The sequence below is a fragment of the Streptomyces montanisoli genome (genome assembly GCF_017813245.1).
GTDB lineage: Bacteria > Actinomycetota > Actinomycetes > Streptomycetales > Streptomycetaceae > Streptomyces > Streptomyces montanisoli.
Genome location: NZ_JAGIQL010000144.1, coordinates 1 through 16,250 on the forward strand (window position 1 = coordinate 1; position 16,250 = coordinate 16,250).

The 16,250-nt window shown below is 73.7% G+C and carries 11 protein-coding genes and 1 pseudogene; 5 read left to right on the forward strand and 7 right to left on the reverse strand.

Annotated elements, in window-relative coordinates:
• Window positions 1-61: 61 nt before the first annotated feature.
• Together JFN87_RS26175 and JFN87_RS26180 are read right to left on the reverse strand one after the other, a co-directional pair.
• Window positions 62-787 (reverse strand): 3'-5' exonuclease, encoded by a 726-nt coding sequence (locus JFN87_RS26175; RefSeq protein WP_209343757.1) that lies wholly within the window; start codon window positions 785-787, stop codon window positions 62-64.
• 193 nt (window positions 788-980) lie between these two features.
• Window positions 981-2,219, reverse strand: a complete 1,239-nt coding sequence (locus tag JFN87_RS26180) for a DUF5919 domain-containing protein (RefSeq protein ID WP_209343759.1) — start codon at window positions 2,217-2,219, stop codon at window positions 981-983.
• A gap of 331 nt (window positions 2,220-2,550) precedes the next feature.
• On the opposite strand from JFN87_RS26180, the gene glgX reads away from it, so the two are divergent.
• From glgX to treY, 3 genes and pseudogenes are all read left to right on the forward strand, one after another.
• On the forward strand, window positions 2,551-4,701 hold the full coding sequence (gene glgX / locus JFN87_RS26185; RefSeq protein WP_209343761.1) for a glycogen debranching protein GlgX: 2,151 nt from the start codon (window positions 2,551-2,553) through the stop codon (window positions 4,699-4,701).
• An 88-nt stretch (window positions 4,702-4,789) separates the two neighbouring features.
• Window positions 4,790-5,582, forward strand: a pseudogene (locus JFN87_RS26190) (GNAT family N-acetyltransferase).
• A 98-nt stretch (window positions 5,583-5,680) separates the two neighbouring features.
• Entirely contained in the window at window positions 5,681-8,053 is a 2,373-nt protein-coding gene (gene treY, locus JFN87_RS26195) for a malto-oligosyltrehalose synthase (protein ID WP_209343763.1), read from the forward strand.
• A gap of 389 nt (window positions 8,054-8,442) precedes the next feature.
• On the opposite strand, the gene JFN87_RS33885 is transcribed toward treY, so the two are convergent.
• Window positions 8,443-8,940: an FHA domain-containing protein gene (locus JFN87_RS33885; RefSeq protein WP_307865600.1), complete on the reverse strand. Its 498-nt coding sequence runs from the start codon at window positions 8,938-8,940 to the stop codon at window positions 8,443-8,445.
• Window positions 8,941-9,106: 166 nt separating this feature from the next.
• Between JFN87_RS33885 and treZ the strand changes: the two genes are divergently transcribed.
• Window positions 9,107-10,858 carry a malto-oligosyltrehalose trehalohydrolase gene (treZ, locus tag JFN87_RS26205; protein ID WP_209343767.1) on the forward strand — a complete coding sequence of 584 codons (1,752 nt, stop codon included), beginning with the start codon at window positions 9,107-9,109 and terminating at the stop codon, window positions 10,856-10,858.
• 24 nt (window positions 10,859-10,882) lie between these two features.
• Here the strand turns inward: treZ and JFN87_RS26210 are convergent, their stop codons facing one another.
• The 4 genes from JFN87_RS26210 to JFN87_RS26225 form a co-directional block, all read right to left on the reverse strand.
• Window positions 10,883-12,055 carry an aminopeptidase P family protein gene (locus tag JFN87_RS26210; protein ID WP_209343768.1) on the reverse strand — a complete coding sequence of 391 codons (1,173 nt, stop codon included), beginning with the start codon at window positions 12,053-12,055 and terminating at the stop codon, window positions 10,883-10,885.
• Between the two features lie 154 nt (window positions 12,056-12,209).
• Window positions 12,210-13,019, reverse strand: coding sequence for an acetate uptake transporter (locus JFN87_RS26215; RefSeq protein WP_209343770.1), 810 nt, complete (start codon window positions 13,017-13,019; stop codon window positions 12,210-12,212).
• Between the two features lie 195 nt (window positions 13,020-13,214).
• Window positions 13,215-14,186 (reverse strand): DUF1444 domain-containing protein, encoded by a 972-nt coding sequence (locus JFN87_RS26220; RefSeq protein ID WP_209343772.1) that lies wholly within the window; start codon window positions 14,184-14,186, stop codon window positions 13,215-13,217.
• Window positions 14,187-14,322: 136 nt separating this feature from the next.
• Window positions 14,323-14,994: a nucleoside/nucleotide kinase family protein gene (locus JFN87_RS26225; RefSeq protein ID WP_209343773.1), complete on the reverse strand. Its 672-nt coding sequence runs from the start codon at window positions 14,992-14,994 to the stop codon at window positions 14,323-14,325.
• A 133-nt stretch (window positions 14,995-15,127) separates the two neighbouring features.
• Between JFN87_RS26225 and JFN87_RS33890 the strand changes: the two genes are divergently transcribed.
• Window positions 15,128-15,820 carry a GAP1-N2 domain-containing protein gene (locus tag JFN87_RS33890; protein ID WP_245181668.1) on the forward strand — a complete coding sequence of 231 codons (693 nt, stop codon included), beginning with the start codon at window positions 15,128-15,130 and terminating at the stop codon, window positions 15,818-15,820.
• The last annotated feature ends 430 nt before the right edge of the window (window positions 15,821-16,250 follow it).

Consider the following 16,250-nt stretch of genomic DNA (forward strand, 5'->3'; position numbering starts at 1 on the left):
GGCCGCGGAGGCCGCCCGGGCCGGGACACGCGGCCGCGGCGCGGCCCTCGGTGCGCGGCCGTCAGTGCGGTGCTCCCTCGCCGTGCGGCGGCATCGCGTGGAGCGCGCGCAGCGGCCAGTCGCGGTCGATGACCGCGTCCGCGTTGCCCTTGCGTCGCAGGAAGCCCTCGAAGTCCTCGGCCCACTCCGCGTACCAGGCGACCTGACGCCCGTGCAGCTCCTCGGCCGACAGGGCGGACACCTGCGCGTGCCGCGCGGCTATCGCCGTCGCCACACGGACCGCGGCCAGCGCGTCGGCCGCGGCCTGGTGCGCGCCGTCGAGCACCACCCCGTACTCGCCGCAGACGGCCTCCAGCGTGCGTTTGCCGCGGCGGTATCGGTCGACGGCGCGGTCGATCGTGTACGGGTCGATCACCGGGCCGATGGGGCCGAGCGGCGGCAGGCCGTGCCGCCCGAGCTCCGCGCTCAGCAGCGTCAGGTCGAACGGCGCGTTGTACGCCACCACCGGGACGCCCCGCGCCCAGTACCCCCGCAAAGCCGCCGCCACCTCGGCGGCCACCTCGGGCGCCGGCCTCCCCTCGGCCGCGGCCCGCGCGCTGGAGATGCCGTGCACCGCCGACGCCTGAGCCGGGATCAGCACGCCCGGGTCGGCGAGCCAGGTGCGCCCGTCCACCACCTCGCCGTCCGCGACCTCCACCACGGCCGCCGTCACGATCCGTGCCTCCAGCGGCTCCGTGCCCGTCGTCTCCAGGTCGAACCCGGCCAGCGTTCCCCCGTGCCACGTCATGCTGACTCCCCCTCACCGTGCCGCCACGGCACGTCGTCGGTTCGCGTCGATCACGCGGGGCCGCCGTACGATCCCCGCCCACTCACACCCTCGCACGCGGCACTGACATCCTCCCCGGCGGCCGCTCAGGACAGGCGGCCGCTCAGGGCAGTCGGCCGCTCAGGGCAGTCGGCCGCCGAGGACGCGCGGCCGTTCAGGACACCGGGCGGGAGTCAGCCCATACCGTCTCGAACTCCTCGCGGTACACCTCGAACAGGCCGTACTCCGCGTCGCGGCCCGGGCGCACGACCTCCCGCCCGCCGCCGCGCAGCACCAGCACCGGCGTCTCCATGCCACGGGCCGTGCGCAGGTACGACTGGACGACGGCGAGCCCCCCGGGGCCGTCGCCGTCGACCAGGTACGCGGTGAACCGCGGGGTCTCGTCGAAGACGTGGATCTCGAAGGCGCCGGGGTCGCGCAGCTTCGACCTGACGCGTCGCATGTGCAGGATGTTCGTCTCGACCGAACGGCTCAGCTCGCCCTTGCGCAGGCCAAGCTCGCGCTCGCGCCGCTTGACGGCGCTGCTGGCCGGGTTGAGGAACAGCAGCCGCACCCGGCAGCCCGCCTCGGCGAGCCTGATCAGCCGCCGCCCGGAGAAGCCCTGTACGAGCAGGTTGAGCCCGATGCCGATCGCGTCGAGGCGACGCGCCGCGCCGAACAGGTCCTCGGCGGGGAACTCGCGCTGCAGCCTGACCCGGTCCGCGTGGACGCGGACGACGTCCGCGTACCGGTCGCCCACCAGGTCCTCGACGGCGTCGGCGGGCAGCCGGTCCCCCGCGGGGGCCGCGCCGCGGCCCGTCCCGCCGAGCATCGCGAGCAGCCGGGCCGAGGCGCGCTCCGCCTGCGCGAGCACCGTCTGGGACAGCGCGCGGCCCCGCGAGACGACGTTGCGCGCGACCTCCAGCTCGTCGAGGACGAGCTCCAGGTCGCGCCGGTCGTCGACGTACGGCTCGAAGCACGGCCAGTGCTGCACGATCAGCTCGCGCAGCTGAGGGAGCGTGAGGAAGCTGAGGACGTTGTCGTCGGACGGGTCGAGTACGTACCCCTTGCGCCGCGACACCTCGCGCACGGCGGCCGCGCGCTGCACCCACTCCTGCCCTGCGGGGCCCGCCGCCGCGATCACCCAGTCCTCGCCGTGGTGCGGTTCGTAGACGGGCCTGAGCACGGCGGCGACCACGGCGCGCGTGCGCTGCTCGACCAGATTCAGCCAGATGTACGCACGGCCGGCGCGCTGCGCGCGCGTACGCGCCTCGGCCCAGGCGTCCGCGCCCCAGTCCAGCTCCGCGCCGATCTCCATCGGGCGCGCGACGGACACCGCGCCCGGCGGGATGTCGCCCGGCGCCCCCTCGTGACCTGGGTCCCCTGGGGGTAGCTCAAGGCCTCCCGAGCTCACCCGCACACCGCCCCTTCCCCGCCTCTTCGCGGGCCTTTCAGTGATCAAGGAAGATTACTCCGACGATCGCCGACGGCGCACGGGGAAGGAGCGTCTCGTTTCCCAACTCCCTCGTTCGTGGCCGATGTTCCCCGTTCCCCGGACGCCCGATCCACCCTGAACAGCACCTTTTGCGCCACTTGCGAACGATTGAGCGGGCCCCTTCGCCCCGGCGTTCCCGTATAACGGGACCTCCACCGGGAACGGTGGTGCTAGGCACCGACCCCACTTTCGGGGAAGATCGGCGTGAAGTGACCCGTACCACCCGGATCAGAATGGAAGAGACTCGTCTATGCAGGTCTGGCCGGGACAGATGTATCCCCTCGGCGCCACGTACGACGGCGCAGGCACGAACTTCGCGGTCTACTCGGAGGACGCCGACCGGATCGAGTTGTGCCTCCTGCACGACGACGGGTCGGAGACGGCCGTCGAACTGCGCGAGACCGACGCGTTCGTGCGCCACGCCTACCTGCCCGGCATCATGCCGGGCCAGCGCTACGGGTTCCGCGTGCACGGCCCGTACGCGCCGGAGAGGGGGCAGCGCTGCAACTCCGCGAAGCTGCTGCTCGACCCGTACGCGCGCGCGATCAGCGGCAGCATCGAGTGGGGCGAGGAGGTCTACGGCTACCACTTCGGCAAGCCGGACTCGCGCAACGACATGGACTCGGCCCCCCACACGATGTCCTCGGTGGTCGTCAACCCGTACTTCGACTGGGGCGACGACCGGCCGCCGCGCACCGACTACCACCGCACGGTGATCTACGAGGCCCACGTCAAGGGCCTGACCATGCTGCACCCGGCACTGCCCGACGAGTTGCGCGGCACCTACGCGGGCCTCGCGCACCCCGCGGTGATCGAGCACCTGACGGAGCTGGGGGTGACGGCGCTGGAGATGATGCCCGTACACCAGTTCGTCAACGACCACCGGCTGTCCGACGCGGGCCTCGCCAACTACTGGGGTTACAACACCATCGGCTTCTTCGCCCCGCACAACGCGTACGCCTCCTGGGGTGACCGCGGCGAGCAGGTGCTGGAGTTCAAGCAGGCGGTGAAGGCGCTGCACGAGGCGGGGATCGAGGTGATCCTCGACGTGGTCTACAACCACACGGCGGAGGGCAACCACCTCGGGCCCACGCTCTCGTTCCGCGGCCTGGACAACCCGCAGTACTACCGGCTGACGGACGACCCCCGCTACTACATGGACACGACCGGCACCGGCAACTCGCTGCTGATGCGCTCCCCGCACGTGCTCCAGCTGATCATGGACTCACTGCGCTACTGGGTCACGGAGATGCACGTCGACGGCTTCCGCTTCGACCTCGCCGCGACCCTGGCCCGCCAGTTCCACGAGGTGGACCGGCTGTCGTCGTTCTTCGACCTCGTCCAGCAGGACCCGGTCGTCAGCCAGGTCAAGCTGATCGCCGAGCCCTGGGACGTCGGCGAGGGCGGCTACCAGGTGGGCAACTTCCCGCCGCTGTGGACGGAGTGGAACGGCAAGTACCGCGACACCGTGCGCGACCTGTGGCGCGGCGAGCCGCGCACGCTGGCAGAGTTCGCGTCCCGGCTGACGGGCTCGTCCGACCTGTACCAGGACGACGGCCGCAGGCCGCTCGCCTCGATCAACTTCACGACCTGCCACGACGGCTTCACGCTGCACGACCTCGTCGCGTACAACGACAAGCACAACGAGGCCAACGGCGAGGACAACAGGGACGGCGAGGGCTACAACCGCTCCTGGAACTGCGGCGCCGAGGGCGACACCGGCGACACGGACATCCTGGAGCTGCGCCGCCGCCAGATGCGCAACTTCATCGCGACGCTGCTGCTCTCGCAGGGCGTGCCCATGCTGAGCCACGGCGACGAGTTCGCGCGCACGCAGGGCGGGAACAACAACGCCTACTGCCAGGACAACGAGATCTCGTGGGTGCACTGGCCCGACCCCGGAGGGAAGGCGGAGGACGGTTCGCCGAAGGAGGCGGGCGACGGCGAGTCCATGCTCGAGTTCACCCGGGCCATGGTCTGGCTGCGCCGAGACCACCCCGTGTTCCGGCGGCGGCGCTTCTTCCACGGCCGCCCGGTGGAGGGCACGCACGACGAGCTCTCGGACATCTCGTGGTTCACCCCCGAGGGTGACGAGATGGAGCAGCAGGACTGGCAGGCGGCGAGCGCGTCCGCGATGACGGTGTTCCTCAACGGGCACGCCATCTCCGAGCCGGGGCCGCGCGGCGAGCGGATCGCGGACGACTCGTTCCTGATGATGTTCAACGCGAGCCCGGGCGACCTGGAGTTCCTGCTGCCCGTCAACCACGGCAGGCAGTGGCAGGTCGTCGTGGACACCTCGCGGCCCGACGGGGTGCCGCACGGGCAGGGCCCCAAGGCGGACGGCGGCGACCGGATCACGGTGATGTCCCGGTCCATGACCGTCCTGATGCGCCCGGCCTGACCTGCGGGCGGGCTGACCTGCGGGCGGCCGGGGCGGCCCGGGCGGAAACCCGGTTGCCGCCGGCCCCGGCGGGTGCTGGGGTACGGGCATGGACGACGACGGGATACTCGCGCTCTTCGACCGGCAGATGCGACGGGACGCCGCACCCGACTCCGCCGGGGAGCGCGTGGAGCGTACGGACCGCGTCGTGCGGCACAGCGGCGGCCCGGGCGACTGGAACGGCGTGCTCTGGTCCGGCCTGGACGCGGCGTCGGCCGACGCCGCGATCGCGGCCGAGATCGCGCACTTCACGGCCGCCGGCCTGGCCTTCGAGTGGAAGCTCTACGACCACGACACGCCGCACGACCTGGGTGACCGTCTCGCGGCCGCGGGGTTCGTGGCGGAGCCCGTGGAGACGCTGATGCTCGCGGAGACCGCGCGGATCGTGGCCTCCACCGCGGACGCGCGGCCGCCTGAGGGCGTGCGCCTCGTGCCGGTGACGGACGGCGGCGGGCGTGGCGCTGATGGCCCAGGTGCACGACGAGGTGTTCGGGCCGGACAGCTCCTCCTTCCGTGACCGGCTCGTCCAGCAGCTCGCCGAGGCGCCGGCGACGGTCGACGCGGTGGTGGCCCTCGCGGGCACCACCCCGGTCTGCGCGGCCCGTGCGGAGCTGCCGCCCGGCAAGGATTTCGCGAGCCTGTGGGGCGGTGGCACGCTGCCACGCTGGCGTGGCCGGGGCCTGTACCGCGCGCTGGTGGCCAGGCGTGCGAGGCTCGCACAGCAGAGCGGACACCGGTTCCTCCAGGTGGACGCGAGCGATCAGAGCCGCCCCATCCTCGAGCGGCTCGGCTTCGCCGCCCTGACCACGACGACGCCGTACGTCTACGACCCGGACGCGTGACCGGTACCGTGCGCCTCCCCCGTCCCGGCCGCCCGCACCCCCCGGATGCCGGGCCCGCCCGTGACACGAATCGCGCCGCACGGGGTACGTAGACCTGCATGACGCCCTCCTCGACCTACCGGCTGCAGCTGCGGCCGGACTTCCCCTTCGCCGCGGCCGAGAAGGCGGTGCCCTACCTCGCCGCGCTCGGCATCTCGCACCTGCACCTGTCGCCGGTCCTCGAGGCGGTGCCGGGCTCCACGCACGGCTACGACGTGGTCGACCACACGTCGGTGCGTGCCGAGCTCGGCGGCGAGGAGGGGCTGCGCCGGCTGGCGGGGCGGGCGCGCGAGCACGGCCTGGGCATCGTGCTCGACATCGTGCCGAACCACATGGCGATGTCGCCGCGGTACAACCCGGTGCTGCGCGAGGTGCTGCGGGACGGGGCCGCCTCCCCGTGTGCCCGCTGGTTCGACATCGACTGGGCGGCGGGCGGCGGCAAGGTGCTGCTGCCGGTGCTGCCGGGGCCGGTCGGCGGCGAGCTGGCGCAGCTGCGCGTCGAAGGCGGCGAGCTGTGCCACGGCGAGCAGCGTTTCCCGCTGGCGCCGGGCACGGAGGGCCTGCCCCTGCCGGAGCTGCTGGACGCGCAGCACTACCGGCTCGCGTGGTGGCGGCTGGCCCGTACCGAGCTGAACTACCGGCGGTTCTTCACCATCTCGGACCTGATCGGGGTGCGGGTCGAGGACCCCGAGGTGTTCGAGGCCAGCCACGCGAAGATCATCGAACTGGTGCGGGACGGCGTGGTGGACGGTCTCAGGGTCGACCACCCGGACGGGCTCGCCGATCCCGGGCAGTACCTGCTGCGGCTGAGCGAGGCGACGGGCGGCTGCTGGACCGTCGTCGAGAAGATCCTCACCGGCGACGAGCGGCTGCCCGCCGGGTGGGCGGTGGCCGGCACGACCGGGTACGACGCGCTGCGCCGCGTCGACGGGCTGTTCACCGACGCGGCGGGCGCGCAGGCCCTGGAGCGGCGCTTCCGTGAGGTGGTGACGGTCGCGGACGACCGCGGCGGGCGCTGGGGGCCCACGGTGCGCAGGGCCGCCTACAAGGTGCTGCTGCACGAGCTGGCCGCCGAGACCGCGTTCCTGGTGCGCACGGCGGGCCGGATCTGCGCGGCGGACCCCGCCCTGCGCGACCACGCGCCGTGGGCGCTGGAGACGGCGATCAGGGAGCTCCTTGTGCGGGTGCCGCTCTACCGGCCGTATGCCGTGCCCGGAGGTCCCCGCACCCGGGAGGCGACGGCCGCGGTGTCCGAGGAGGCGGCGCGCGAGGCGAAGGCGGCCTTCACGGTCCCCGAGGAGGCCGCGGCCGTCGACGTCGTGCGTGAGCTGGCGCTCGGCGGCCTCGGGACGGGCCCCGACGAGGTGGCGTTCTGCGCGCGGTTCGCGCAGACGGCGTCGGCGCTGCGTGCCAAGTCCGTGGAGGACACGGCGTTCTACCGGTTCCTGCCGCTGCTCTCCGCGAACGAGGTGGGCGGCGACCCGTCGGCACCCGCCGTCGAGCCCGGCGCGTTCCACGCGTTCTGCGAGCGGCTCGCCCGCGACTGGCCCGCCACGGGCACCGTGCTGACCACGCACGACACCAAGCGCAGCGCGGACGTGCGGGCCGGCATCGCGGCCTTGACGCAGTGCCCGAAGTGGTGGAACGACCTGCTGGCGCAGGTCTCGGGGGTCGTCGCGCCGGACGCGCAGGTGGCCTGGCAGGCGTGGCAGACGGCGGTGGGGTTCACCCCCGCGGGCGACGCGCCGGACGTGGACGCGGTGCTCGCGGCCGCGCCGGACGGCGCGCGGATGGAGGGGGCGCTGCTGAAGTCCGTGCGGGAGGCGGGCCTGCGCACGAGCTGGACGGAGGGCGATCCGCGCTTCGAGCGCGCGGTGGAGGAGTTCGTCGGCGCGGGGCCCGCGGGCCCGGCGCGCCGCACGGTCGCGCACTTCACGCGCGCGCTCGAACCGTATGTGCGCGCGGGCGCGCTGGGCGCGGCGCTGGTGCATCTGACGATGCCGGGCGTGCCGGATCTGTACCAGGGCACGGAGCGCGACTACTTCGCGCTCGTCGACCCGGACAACCGGGCGCGCTTCAGGCCGGGGCCGCCGGACGAGAAGATGGTCGTGACAACGGCCGCGCTGCGCCTGCGGCGCGAACGTCCGGCCGTCTTCGGCGAGTCGGGCACGTACGCGCGCGTCGACGCGGCGGGCCCCGCCGCGTCGCACTGCGTGGCGTTCTGCCGCACCGGCGAGGTGGTCACGGCGGTGACCCGCCTGCCGCTGCGCCTCGCGGAGGCGGGCGGCTGGCACGACACGGTTCTGCCGCTGCCGCCCGGCCGCTGGCGCGACGTCCTGGCGGCGCCCGCACGCGTGTACGAGGAGGGCGCGGTGGAGCTGGCGGCCCTCTTCCAGGACCGCCCGGTGGCATTGCTGGCCCGCGAGCCCTGAAGGCCGGCGCATTCGGGCGGCCCGCCGGCGCGGCTGTGCGACGCACTCGTGATGGGGCCCGCGCCCGGCGATGCGGGCCGCACATCCCCGTCACACGCCCAAGGCCCCGCTCCGCGCGCTCGGCCGAGTGGCTACCGGGTTCAGCGCGGTCCGGGGACGGTTCTGTACCCGGACCAGTGCCATGGCGGGGCGCGGCGCGGAAGCCCGGCGCGACCGTGCGGTATGCAGGTCTTTGCGCGGCGGCTCCGGGCGGGCGCACCCCGCTCGCGCGAGCCGGGCGGATGCCGGGGCGTCACGCGGGTCTCACCGCGGCGAGGCGTTGCGGGCGGCGCACCGGGTCAGTGCGAGGCGATGCGGAAGCTCATCCGGCCGAAGCTCACCTGGTCGCCCTACGCGACGACCGTCGTGGTGGTCACTCTGCGGCCGTTGACCGTCGTGCCGTTGGTGGAACCCAGGTCGCGCAGCACCCACAGGCCGTGCTCGCACGTCAGCACGGCGTGGCGCCGGGAGACGGTGTCGTGCGCGAGCCGCAGCCCGTTGCCGGGGTCGCGGCCGATGGACAGCGGGAACGGACCCGGCTGCGGCAGCAGCAGCTTCGGCAGCCTCTCCACCTGCCACGCCGTGCGCAGCCGCAGCGAGAAAGCGGACACCTTGCCGACGGCGCCGAACAGCCGCCTGGAGAGCCTGCCTTCGCTCTCCAGATCCGCCGTCAGGGGTTTCAGCTCGTCCGCCCTGCTGGCCGAGAGCACCAGGTCCATCCTGCGCAGGAAGGTGTCCTGCGACAGCTTCCCCGCCGCCACACCCTCCCTGAGCACCGCCAGGACCCGGTCACGCTCGGCGTCGGAGAGCCGCGGCAGGTGCACGGGCCGGTCGGAGGGGGACGTCACAGACCCGATTGTCGTGCCGGGGGCGCACGGGTGTCCAGACGAGGCGGGCCGCGGGTGCTGCGCGGCCGGGGAGAACCTGCGGCCCGTTCGGCGCGCTGACCCGGCGCCGGGCGGTGTGACTTGCCACCATGTGGGGAGTGTCAGTGCAGACGACGAGGGGGGACCCGTGCGGTTCGAGGTGTGGGCGCCGAAGGCACAGGAGAGTGTCGTGCTGCGGCTCGACGGCGAGGACATGGCGATGCGGCCGGACCCCGCCGGGGACGGCTGGTGGGCGGTGGAGGCACCGGCGGCGGCAGGCAGCCGGTACGGCTACGCGCTCGACGGCGGGCCTGTGCTGCCCGACCCGCGCTCGCGCCGCCAGCCCGAAGGACCCGACGGGCTGAGCGCGGTCGTCGGCCCCGACGCGTACGAGCGGCGGGTGCCGTGGGCCGGCAGGGCGCTGCCCGGCGCGGTCCTGTACGAGCTGCACGTCGGCACGTTCACCCGGGAGGGCACGCTCGACGCGGCCGCCGCCCAGCTCGACGCGGTCGCGGAACTGGGCGTGACGCACGTCGAGCTGATGCCGCTGTGCCCGTTCCCCGGCCGGCACGGCTGGGGGTACGAGGGCGTGTCGCTGTGGGCCGTGCACGAGCCGTACGGCGGCCCCGCGGCGCTGACCCGGTTCGTCGACGCGGCGCACGAGCGGGACCTCGGCGTGGTGCTCGACGTCGTGCACAACCACCTCGGTCCCTCCGGCAACTACCTCCCCCAGTTCGGCCCGTACTTCACCGACACGCACCACACGCCGTGGGGCGCCGCGGTCAACCTCGACGCGCCGGGCTCGGACGAGGTATGCGCCTTCCTGCTCGGCAGCGCGCTCGCCTGGCTGCGGGACTTCGGCCTCGACGGCCTGCGGCTCGACGCGGTGCACGCGCTCGCCGACACCCGTGCGCTCACGTTCCTCGAGGAGCTGTCGGCCGAGGTGGACCTGCTGGGCGCCGAGACGGGCAGGCCGCTGTTCCTGATCGCCGAGTCCGACCTGTGCGATCCGAGGACCACGACGCCGCGCCCGCTGGGCGGACTCGGCCTGCACGCGCAGTGGAACGACGACTTCCACCACGCGCTGCACACCGCGCTCACGGGCGAGTCGCAGGGCTACTACGAGGACTTCGCCCGCGCGCCGATCGCCGCCCTCGCGAAGACCCTGACCCGCGTGTTCTTCCACGACGGCACGTACTCCACCTTCCGCGGCAGAACCCACGGCCGGCCCGTGGACCGTACGCGCACACCCGCGCACCGCTTCCTCGGCTACGCGCAGACGCACGACCAGATCGGCAACCGCGCCCAGGGCGACCGCCTGTCCGCGACGCTGCCGCCCGGCCTGCTCGCCTGCGCGGCGGCGCTCGTGCTCACGGGCCCGCACACGCCGATGCTGTTCATGGGCGAGGAGTGGGGGGCGACGACCCCGTGGCAGTTCTTCACCGACCACACGGACCCGGAGCTCGCCAGGGCCGTACGGGACGGCAGGCGCCGGGAGTTCGCCGCGCACGGCTGGGCCGCCGAGGACATCCCCGACCCGCAGGACCCGGCGACGAGGGAGCGGTCCTGCCTGGACCGCTCGGAGCGCGACGAGGAGCCGCACGCGCGGCTGCTCGCCTGGTACAGGGCCCTCATCGCGCTCCGCGCCGACCAGCCCGATCTGTCGGACCCCGACCTCGCGGCCGTGGCCGTCGCCTTCGACGAGGCCGAGCGCTGGCTGACGTTCCGGCGCGGTGAGTTGCGGATCGCGGTGAACCTGTCGGACGCGCCGCGTGACATCCCGCTGGGACGCGGCGCGCCCCACCGCGTCCTGGCCTCCTGGGAGGAGGTCTCACCGCCGGACCCCACGGGGGTGCTGCGGCTGCCCGCCAGTTGCGCGGTGATCCTGACCGGCGCCTGAGCGCGTTTCAGGACGGGCGGCACGCTATTCGACGATCGCCATCTCGCGCGGTGTGTTGTTGCACCGGCGGCCGCCCGTCTCCGTCGCCGTCACGATGTCCTCGATCCTGACCCCGAACCTGCCGGGCAGGTAGACGCCGGGCTCGATCGAGAAGCACATGCCCGGCACGATCGGGCGTTCCTCGCCCTCGATCATGTAGGGCGGCTCGTGCGTGGTGACGCCGATGCCGTGACCCGTGCGGTGGATGAAGTACGGCCCGTAGCCGGCGTCCTCGATCACCGCGCGCGCCGCCCGGTCCACGTCCTGGCACGTGGCCCCCGGGCGGACCGCGAGGAACCCGGCCTGCTGCGCCTCGCGCACGGTGTCGTGGACGCGCCGCTCCTCGGCCGTCGGCTCGCCGACGTGGACGGTGCGCGTCGTGTCGGAGCCGTACCCGTGCTTGAGCCCGCCGAAGTCCAGGACGACCATGTCCCCGTGCTCGACGACGCGTTCGCCCGCCTCGTGGTGCGGGTCGGCGCCGTTGGGGCCCGAGCCGACGACCGTGAAGTCGACCTGCGAGTGGCCGTGTGCCAGCAGGAGCGAGGCGAGGTCCGCCGCGATCTCGGACTCCCTGCGGCCCGCGAAGCGCACCGTCAGGATGGATTCGTACGCGGCGTCGGCCGCAGCGCCCGCAGCCTCGACCCTGGCGAGTTCGCGGGCGTCCTTGACCGCGCGCAGCATCGGCAGCACGTCGGACAGGCCGCGGTAGGAGGTGGCCGGGAGTGTGCGCTGGAGCGCGAGCAGGTGGAGCGACCAGGCGTTGTCGCTGATGCCGAACCGCCCGCCCGTGTCCAGCAGTCCGGCCGTCAGCGCGTACGGGTCGTCGGCGTCCGTCCAGCCGCTCAGCGTGAGCGCGGGCGCGCCAGGGGCGTGTTCCGCGTCCCCGGCCTCCAGCGCGGGCACGACCAGGGTGGGGCGGTCGCCGGCGTCCGCCGCGGCCGGCACGACCAGCAGCGTCAGCCGCTCGGTGTCGGCGCTCGGCCGGTAGCCGGTCAGGTACGTCATGTCCGGGCCCGGGGCGACGAGGACGCCCGCGAGGCCCGCCGCCGCCGCGTCGGCCGCGGCGCGCTCCATGCGCGCGCGGTAGTCGTCGGCCGTGAAGGGGGCGGGCGTGGAGGCGGGTTCGGAAGCGGAGGACGCGGAATCGGTGGAGGCCATCGCACCATCCTGCCAATGCGGGCGTCGCCGCGCGAGGGGAAAGCGGCCCGGACACACGGGAGCGGACCGGCGGGGTGCGGCCGCCCTCGCGGCCGCATCCCGCCGGTCCACCCGTATCCGTCTCACACGCCTCGGAAGGCAGGGCCTCGGGTGACTACTGGCCAACCTTGGTCCCGGGCTCGCCCATCGGGTAGCTGATGGGCCTGATCGCCCGGTGACCCGGCAGGTTGCCGCGCATGCTCCACTCACCGAGCGGGAGGATGACGCGTCCCCGGTAGGCACTCTTGAGCATCATCGCCCCTGCCGTGTAGAACGCAGCCGCCGCCGACGCCACCAGGACCCAGCCGGCCGCGGTGACGAGGTTGGACGCGGGCGAGATCAGCCCGGTGGCCAGCAGGGCGGACCCGGACGCGAGCAGTATCAGCACGAGGAACAGCGCCATGTTCTCCGCGAGCGCCGCCAGCGCCCCGAACAGCGTCACGACGGCCAGGACTATCCACCAGAACCCGAACGCCTGCGTGGTGAACACGTTCGGCGGCAGCAGGCCGTTGGCGGCCATCAGAGCCGTCATGCCCCAGGCGAGCCAGAAGGCGCCCCAGGTGCCGTGCATGGCCGTGGCTACGCCGTCCCTCGCCCGGTACGACCACATGCCCGCGAGCAGTTGGGCGAGTCCGCCGAAGAAGATGGCGAACGGCGCGATGATCACCGGGGACAGCAAGGCGTTGCCCCACCATCCGGCCAGGTTGGAGGCCACCATGAAGGTGGCGCCCGCGAAGCCGAACAGGCCCAGGATCGAAGGGGCCGCGATCGGCGTGACGACGAGGCGGCTGCGTGCCGCCCAGTCCTCATAGGTGCTGTCGTGCGAGTCGTACGAGTGGGATCCGTCCGAGCCGTGGCCGTGGCCGTTGTGCCGTGCTTCGCCGTCTCGGGTCGGAGGTCCTGCTGGAGGGTGGTAACTGCTCATCTCGCGGTCCTCGCCTCTCTCGCGTTGGGCTCGTGGAGCCCGATTCGGAGACCCGGCGCTGTCGATGCACGACCCGCCGCGTCGCAGCAGACGAGGTACCCGGGCGAAGAGCTGCTAGTCACCTCAAAAGTGACTTATTGCCCGTTTCGTCACGCGAGAGGCTCCGGACCCGTGCCCACCAGCAGGGACGAACGCCTACCGCCGGCCGCCTTCCGGCGGTTCCTGCGCGGTCAGCCGGGCGAGCACTTCCTGGAAGTCGTCGTCGACGACGATCCGCACCTCGTCGTCACCCTCCGCACCCTTCTGGCTGAGTTGCGTGATGACGCCGGGCCGCCACCAGTAGACGTACGGGCTGATCGCGCCCGGCGTGTCCTCGAACGCGGACGCGGCGAACATCGCCATGCCCGCGAGCGACGGCACCACGCCCGCGTCCCGGATGACGTGAAAGGCCAGCTGGTGGCGGAACGGCATCGCGACGAGAGCGCCGTCGGCCGTGAGCTGCTGGCCCGTGGTCTGCCTGACGACCGTCTCCAGCGCGAGGACCCGGCTCGCCGTGTAGAAGGAGTCACCGACGACGACCTCGAATTTCATGCCCTCGTCGCCCGTGACGGTCTCGCGACCCTCGACCGGGAGTTCGCGCAGGTTGTCCATGGCGCGACGGCGCAGCCGTTCGGTCTCGCCGAGCTGGCCGAGCGCCTCGTCGGTCAGCATCATCACGGACTCAGGCAGGTCGAGCGCGAGCAGTTCGTACAGGCCGGGGGCTACGTAGCGCGCGTAGCCGAAGTTCTCCGCGTCGAGCCCTTCGCCGCTGATCACCCTCGGGTACAGCTGGGCCCTGATCTGCGCGGGCGGCAGGGTGTCGAGCGCCGAGGGGCCGTCCACCGTGCGCAGCACCATCGCGGCGTGCCTGCGCGCCAGTTCGCCCCAGGCGCGCGGTCCCCTGTCGTCGTTGTGGCAGACGGCGGCGAGGTTGCCGAGGCCGAACTGCCGTCCGGCGTTGTCCACGACGGCGCCCTCGTACAGCGTCACCTCCAGGCCGTGCTCGGCGAACGCCTCGCGGACCTGGGCACGGAAGTGCGCGGCCTCGTCGACCGAGAAGAACGAGAACGCGGGGTCGCGCGGTGTGTCGCGCGGGTCACGCCGTGGTCCCCGTCGGAACATCCGCACGTCGCGTCACCTCCGTCCTTACTTGCTCTGACCGCACTTGCTCTGACTGCCGTCTTCCGCGTCCGCGACTTCCCAGGTGGTGCCTCTGCCCTTTCGATGCTATGCCCACTCCTCCCGGGCGCCGACAACAGTTTCGTCACCGGTCCCCGGGGCCGAAGGCGTCCTGCGCGAGCACCATGTCGGCCCGGTCCCTGCCGCGGGCCACCAAGCGCGCGTTGACCTCGTCCGAACGCTCCACCCAGCTCTCGGCGAAGGACCGCTCCTTGCCGTGACGCACATGCCGCTCGACCAGCCGCCGCACGCGCACCTCGGGGTCGGGGTCTAGGTACCACGCCTCGTCGAGCAGCGGCCGCACCGGCGCCCAGTCCGCGTCGTCGTGCAGCAGGTAGTTGCCCTCCGTGACGACGAGCGCCACCTCGGGCGGTACGCCGATGCTGCCGGCCACCGCCTCTTCCAGTGACCTGTCGAACGCGGGCGCGTACACGACGACGCCGGGCCGCGGCGCGCGCAGCCGGGTCAGCAGCTCGACGTAGCCCGCCGCGTCGAAGGTGTCGGGGGCGCCTTTGCGGTCGGCCCTGCCGAGCCGCTCGAGCTCCGCCTGTGCGAGGTGGAAGCCGTCCATGGGCACCAGGGCGGCAGCGTCCCGCCCGTGCCGCTCGACCAGCCGGTCGACGAGGCGAAGCGCGAGCGTCGACTTGCCGGCGCCCGGCGCGCCCGCGATGCCGAGCAGGCGCCGGCGCCCCGGGGCGCAGAGGCCGCGGGCGCGTTCGACGAGCCCGTCGAACGCGTGGGAGTCGTGCGTTTCCATGGCCGCATTGTGGCCGAGCGTGCCGGGCGGGCCCGCGCTCGGGGGTCTGCTCGACGCCGTGCGCCACGATCTGAAAAGCTCTCGGTGCGGGCGGTGCCCGCACGGCGATCAGGGTACGAAGGGGAAACCGGGTATGAGCCTGGCGCAGTTGCACTACACCTCGGCCCCTCGGGGTGGCGCCGACGCGCCCGGCGCAGGGTTCACCGCCGTCACGCCCGGGGTTCCGCGTGAACTGCTGGGAGAGGCCGAGCGGTTGCTGGCGTACGAGCCGCCGCGCGATGCTCCGCCGCACCCGTCGGCCGCCGAACTGGCGGCTTTCCCGGCGGCGTTGAGCCACAGCCTGCTGCCGGACGGCAGCCGGCTGCTGGCACGCGCGGTGTGCACGGGCGTGGACCACAGCGGCCGCTGGTGCGCCTTCCACGCTCACGCGGTCGTCATCCCGCCGAACGCCGAACTGCCTGGCGGTGCACTGCCGTTCGCGACGTGGGAGGCGCCGCAGTGGGCGTCGGCCGCGCCCCTGGACGGGCACGCGGTGCCGCCGGCCGCCTTCGACGCGGCGCCCGCGCCCGGCGGCCAGCAGCGCCGCAAGGGTCGCGGCGCGAACCGCAGGCCCAGCGGGCGCGAGCGGCACGACGAGAAGATCACCGTGTACGTCTCCGCCGAGGAACTCATGGACCTCGAACACGCGCGTCTTGTGCTGCGTGGCGAGCACGGCCTCGCGGTGGACCGCGGGCGTATCGTCCGTGAGGCGGTCGCCGTGGTCCTCGCGGACCTCGAATCGCGCGGCGACGCCAGCATTCTCGTACGGCGCCTGCGCGGCCGCTGACCAGCACGCCGCGGTCCGCGCCCCTGCCCTGGACCCAGATGCCGCCCACGAACCCCCCGCGCCGCCCCCTCGGCCAAGGCCCGGGCACGGCCCCCCGCCGCCCGTCCCCACCCGCCGACGAGCCGCAGGACACCGCCCCGGCCGACCCCGCACACCGCGCGGCGGGGGAGACGCCCCCGGCCTCGCACGCGCACGTCGACACAACACCCGCCCCCCAGACCACCGAGCCGGCCACCGGCCCGGCGGGGGGGGAGCGGGAGAGGGGGGGGCCGGAGCCCGGGCGGCGGAGGAACGGGGGAGCCGGCCGCCGCCTGGGAGAAGGGGGGGGGGGGGGGGGGGGGGGGGGGGGGGGGGGGGGGGGGGGGGGGGGGGGGGGGGGGGGGGGGGGGGGGGGGGGGGGGGGGGGGGGGGGGGGGGGGGGGGGGGGGGG

Bases quoted from the DNA above. Each gene is read 5' to 3' on its own strand.
- glgX (WP_209343761.1), top strand. From the start codon at position 2,551: ATGCAGGTCTGGCCGGGACAGATGTATCCCCTCGGCGCCACGTACGAC.
- JFN87_RS33890 (WP_245181668.1), top strand. From the start codon at position 15,128: ATGAGCCTGGCGCAGTTGCACTACACCTCGGCCCCTCGGGGTGGCGCC.
- JFN87_RS26175 (WP_209343757.1), bottom strand. From the start codon at position 787: ATGACGTGGCACGGGGGAACGCTGGCCGGGTTCGACCTGGAGACGACG.
- treY (WP_209343763.1), top strand. From the start codon at position 5,681: ATGACGCCCTCCTCGACCTACCGGCTGCAGCTGCGGCCGGACTTCCCC.
- JFN87_RS26210 (WP_209343768.1), bottom strand. From the start codon at position 12,055: ATGGCCTCCACCGATTCCGCGTCCTCCGCTTCCGAACCCGCCTCCACG.
- JFN87_RS26225 (WP_209343773.1), bottom strand. From the start codon at position 14,994: ATGGAAACGCACGACTCCCACGCGTTCGACGGGCTCGTCGAACGCGCC.
- JFN87_RS26215 (WP_209343770.1), bottom strand. From the start codon at position 13,019: ATGAGCAGTTACCACCCTCCAGCAGGACCTCCGACCCGAGACGGCGAA.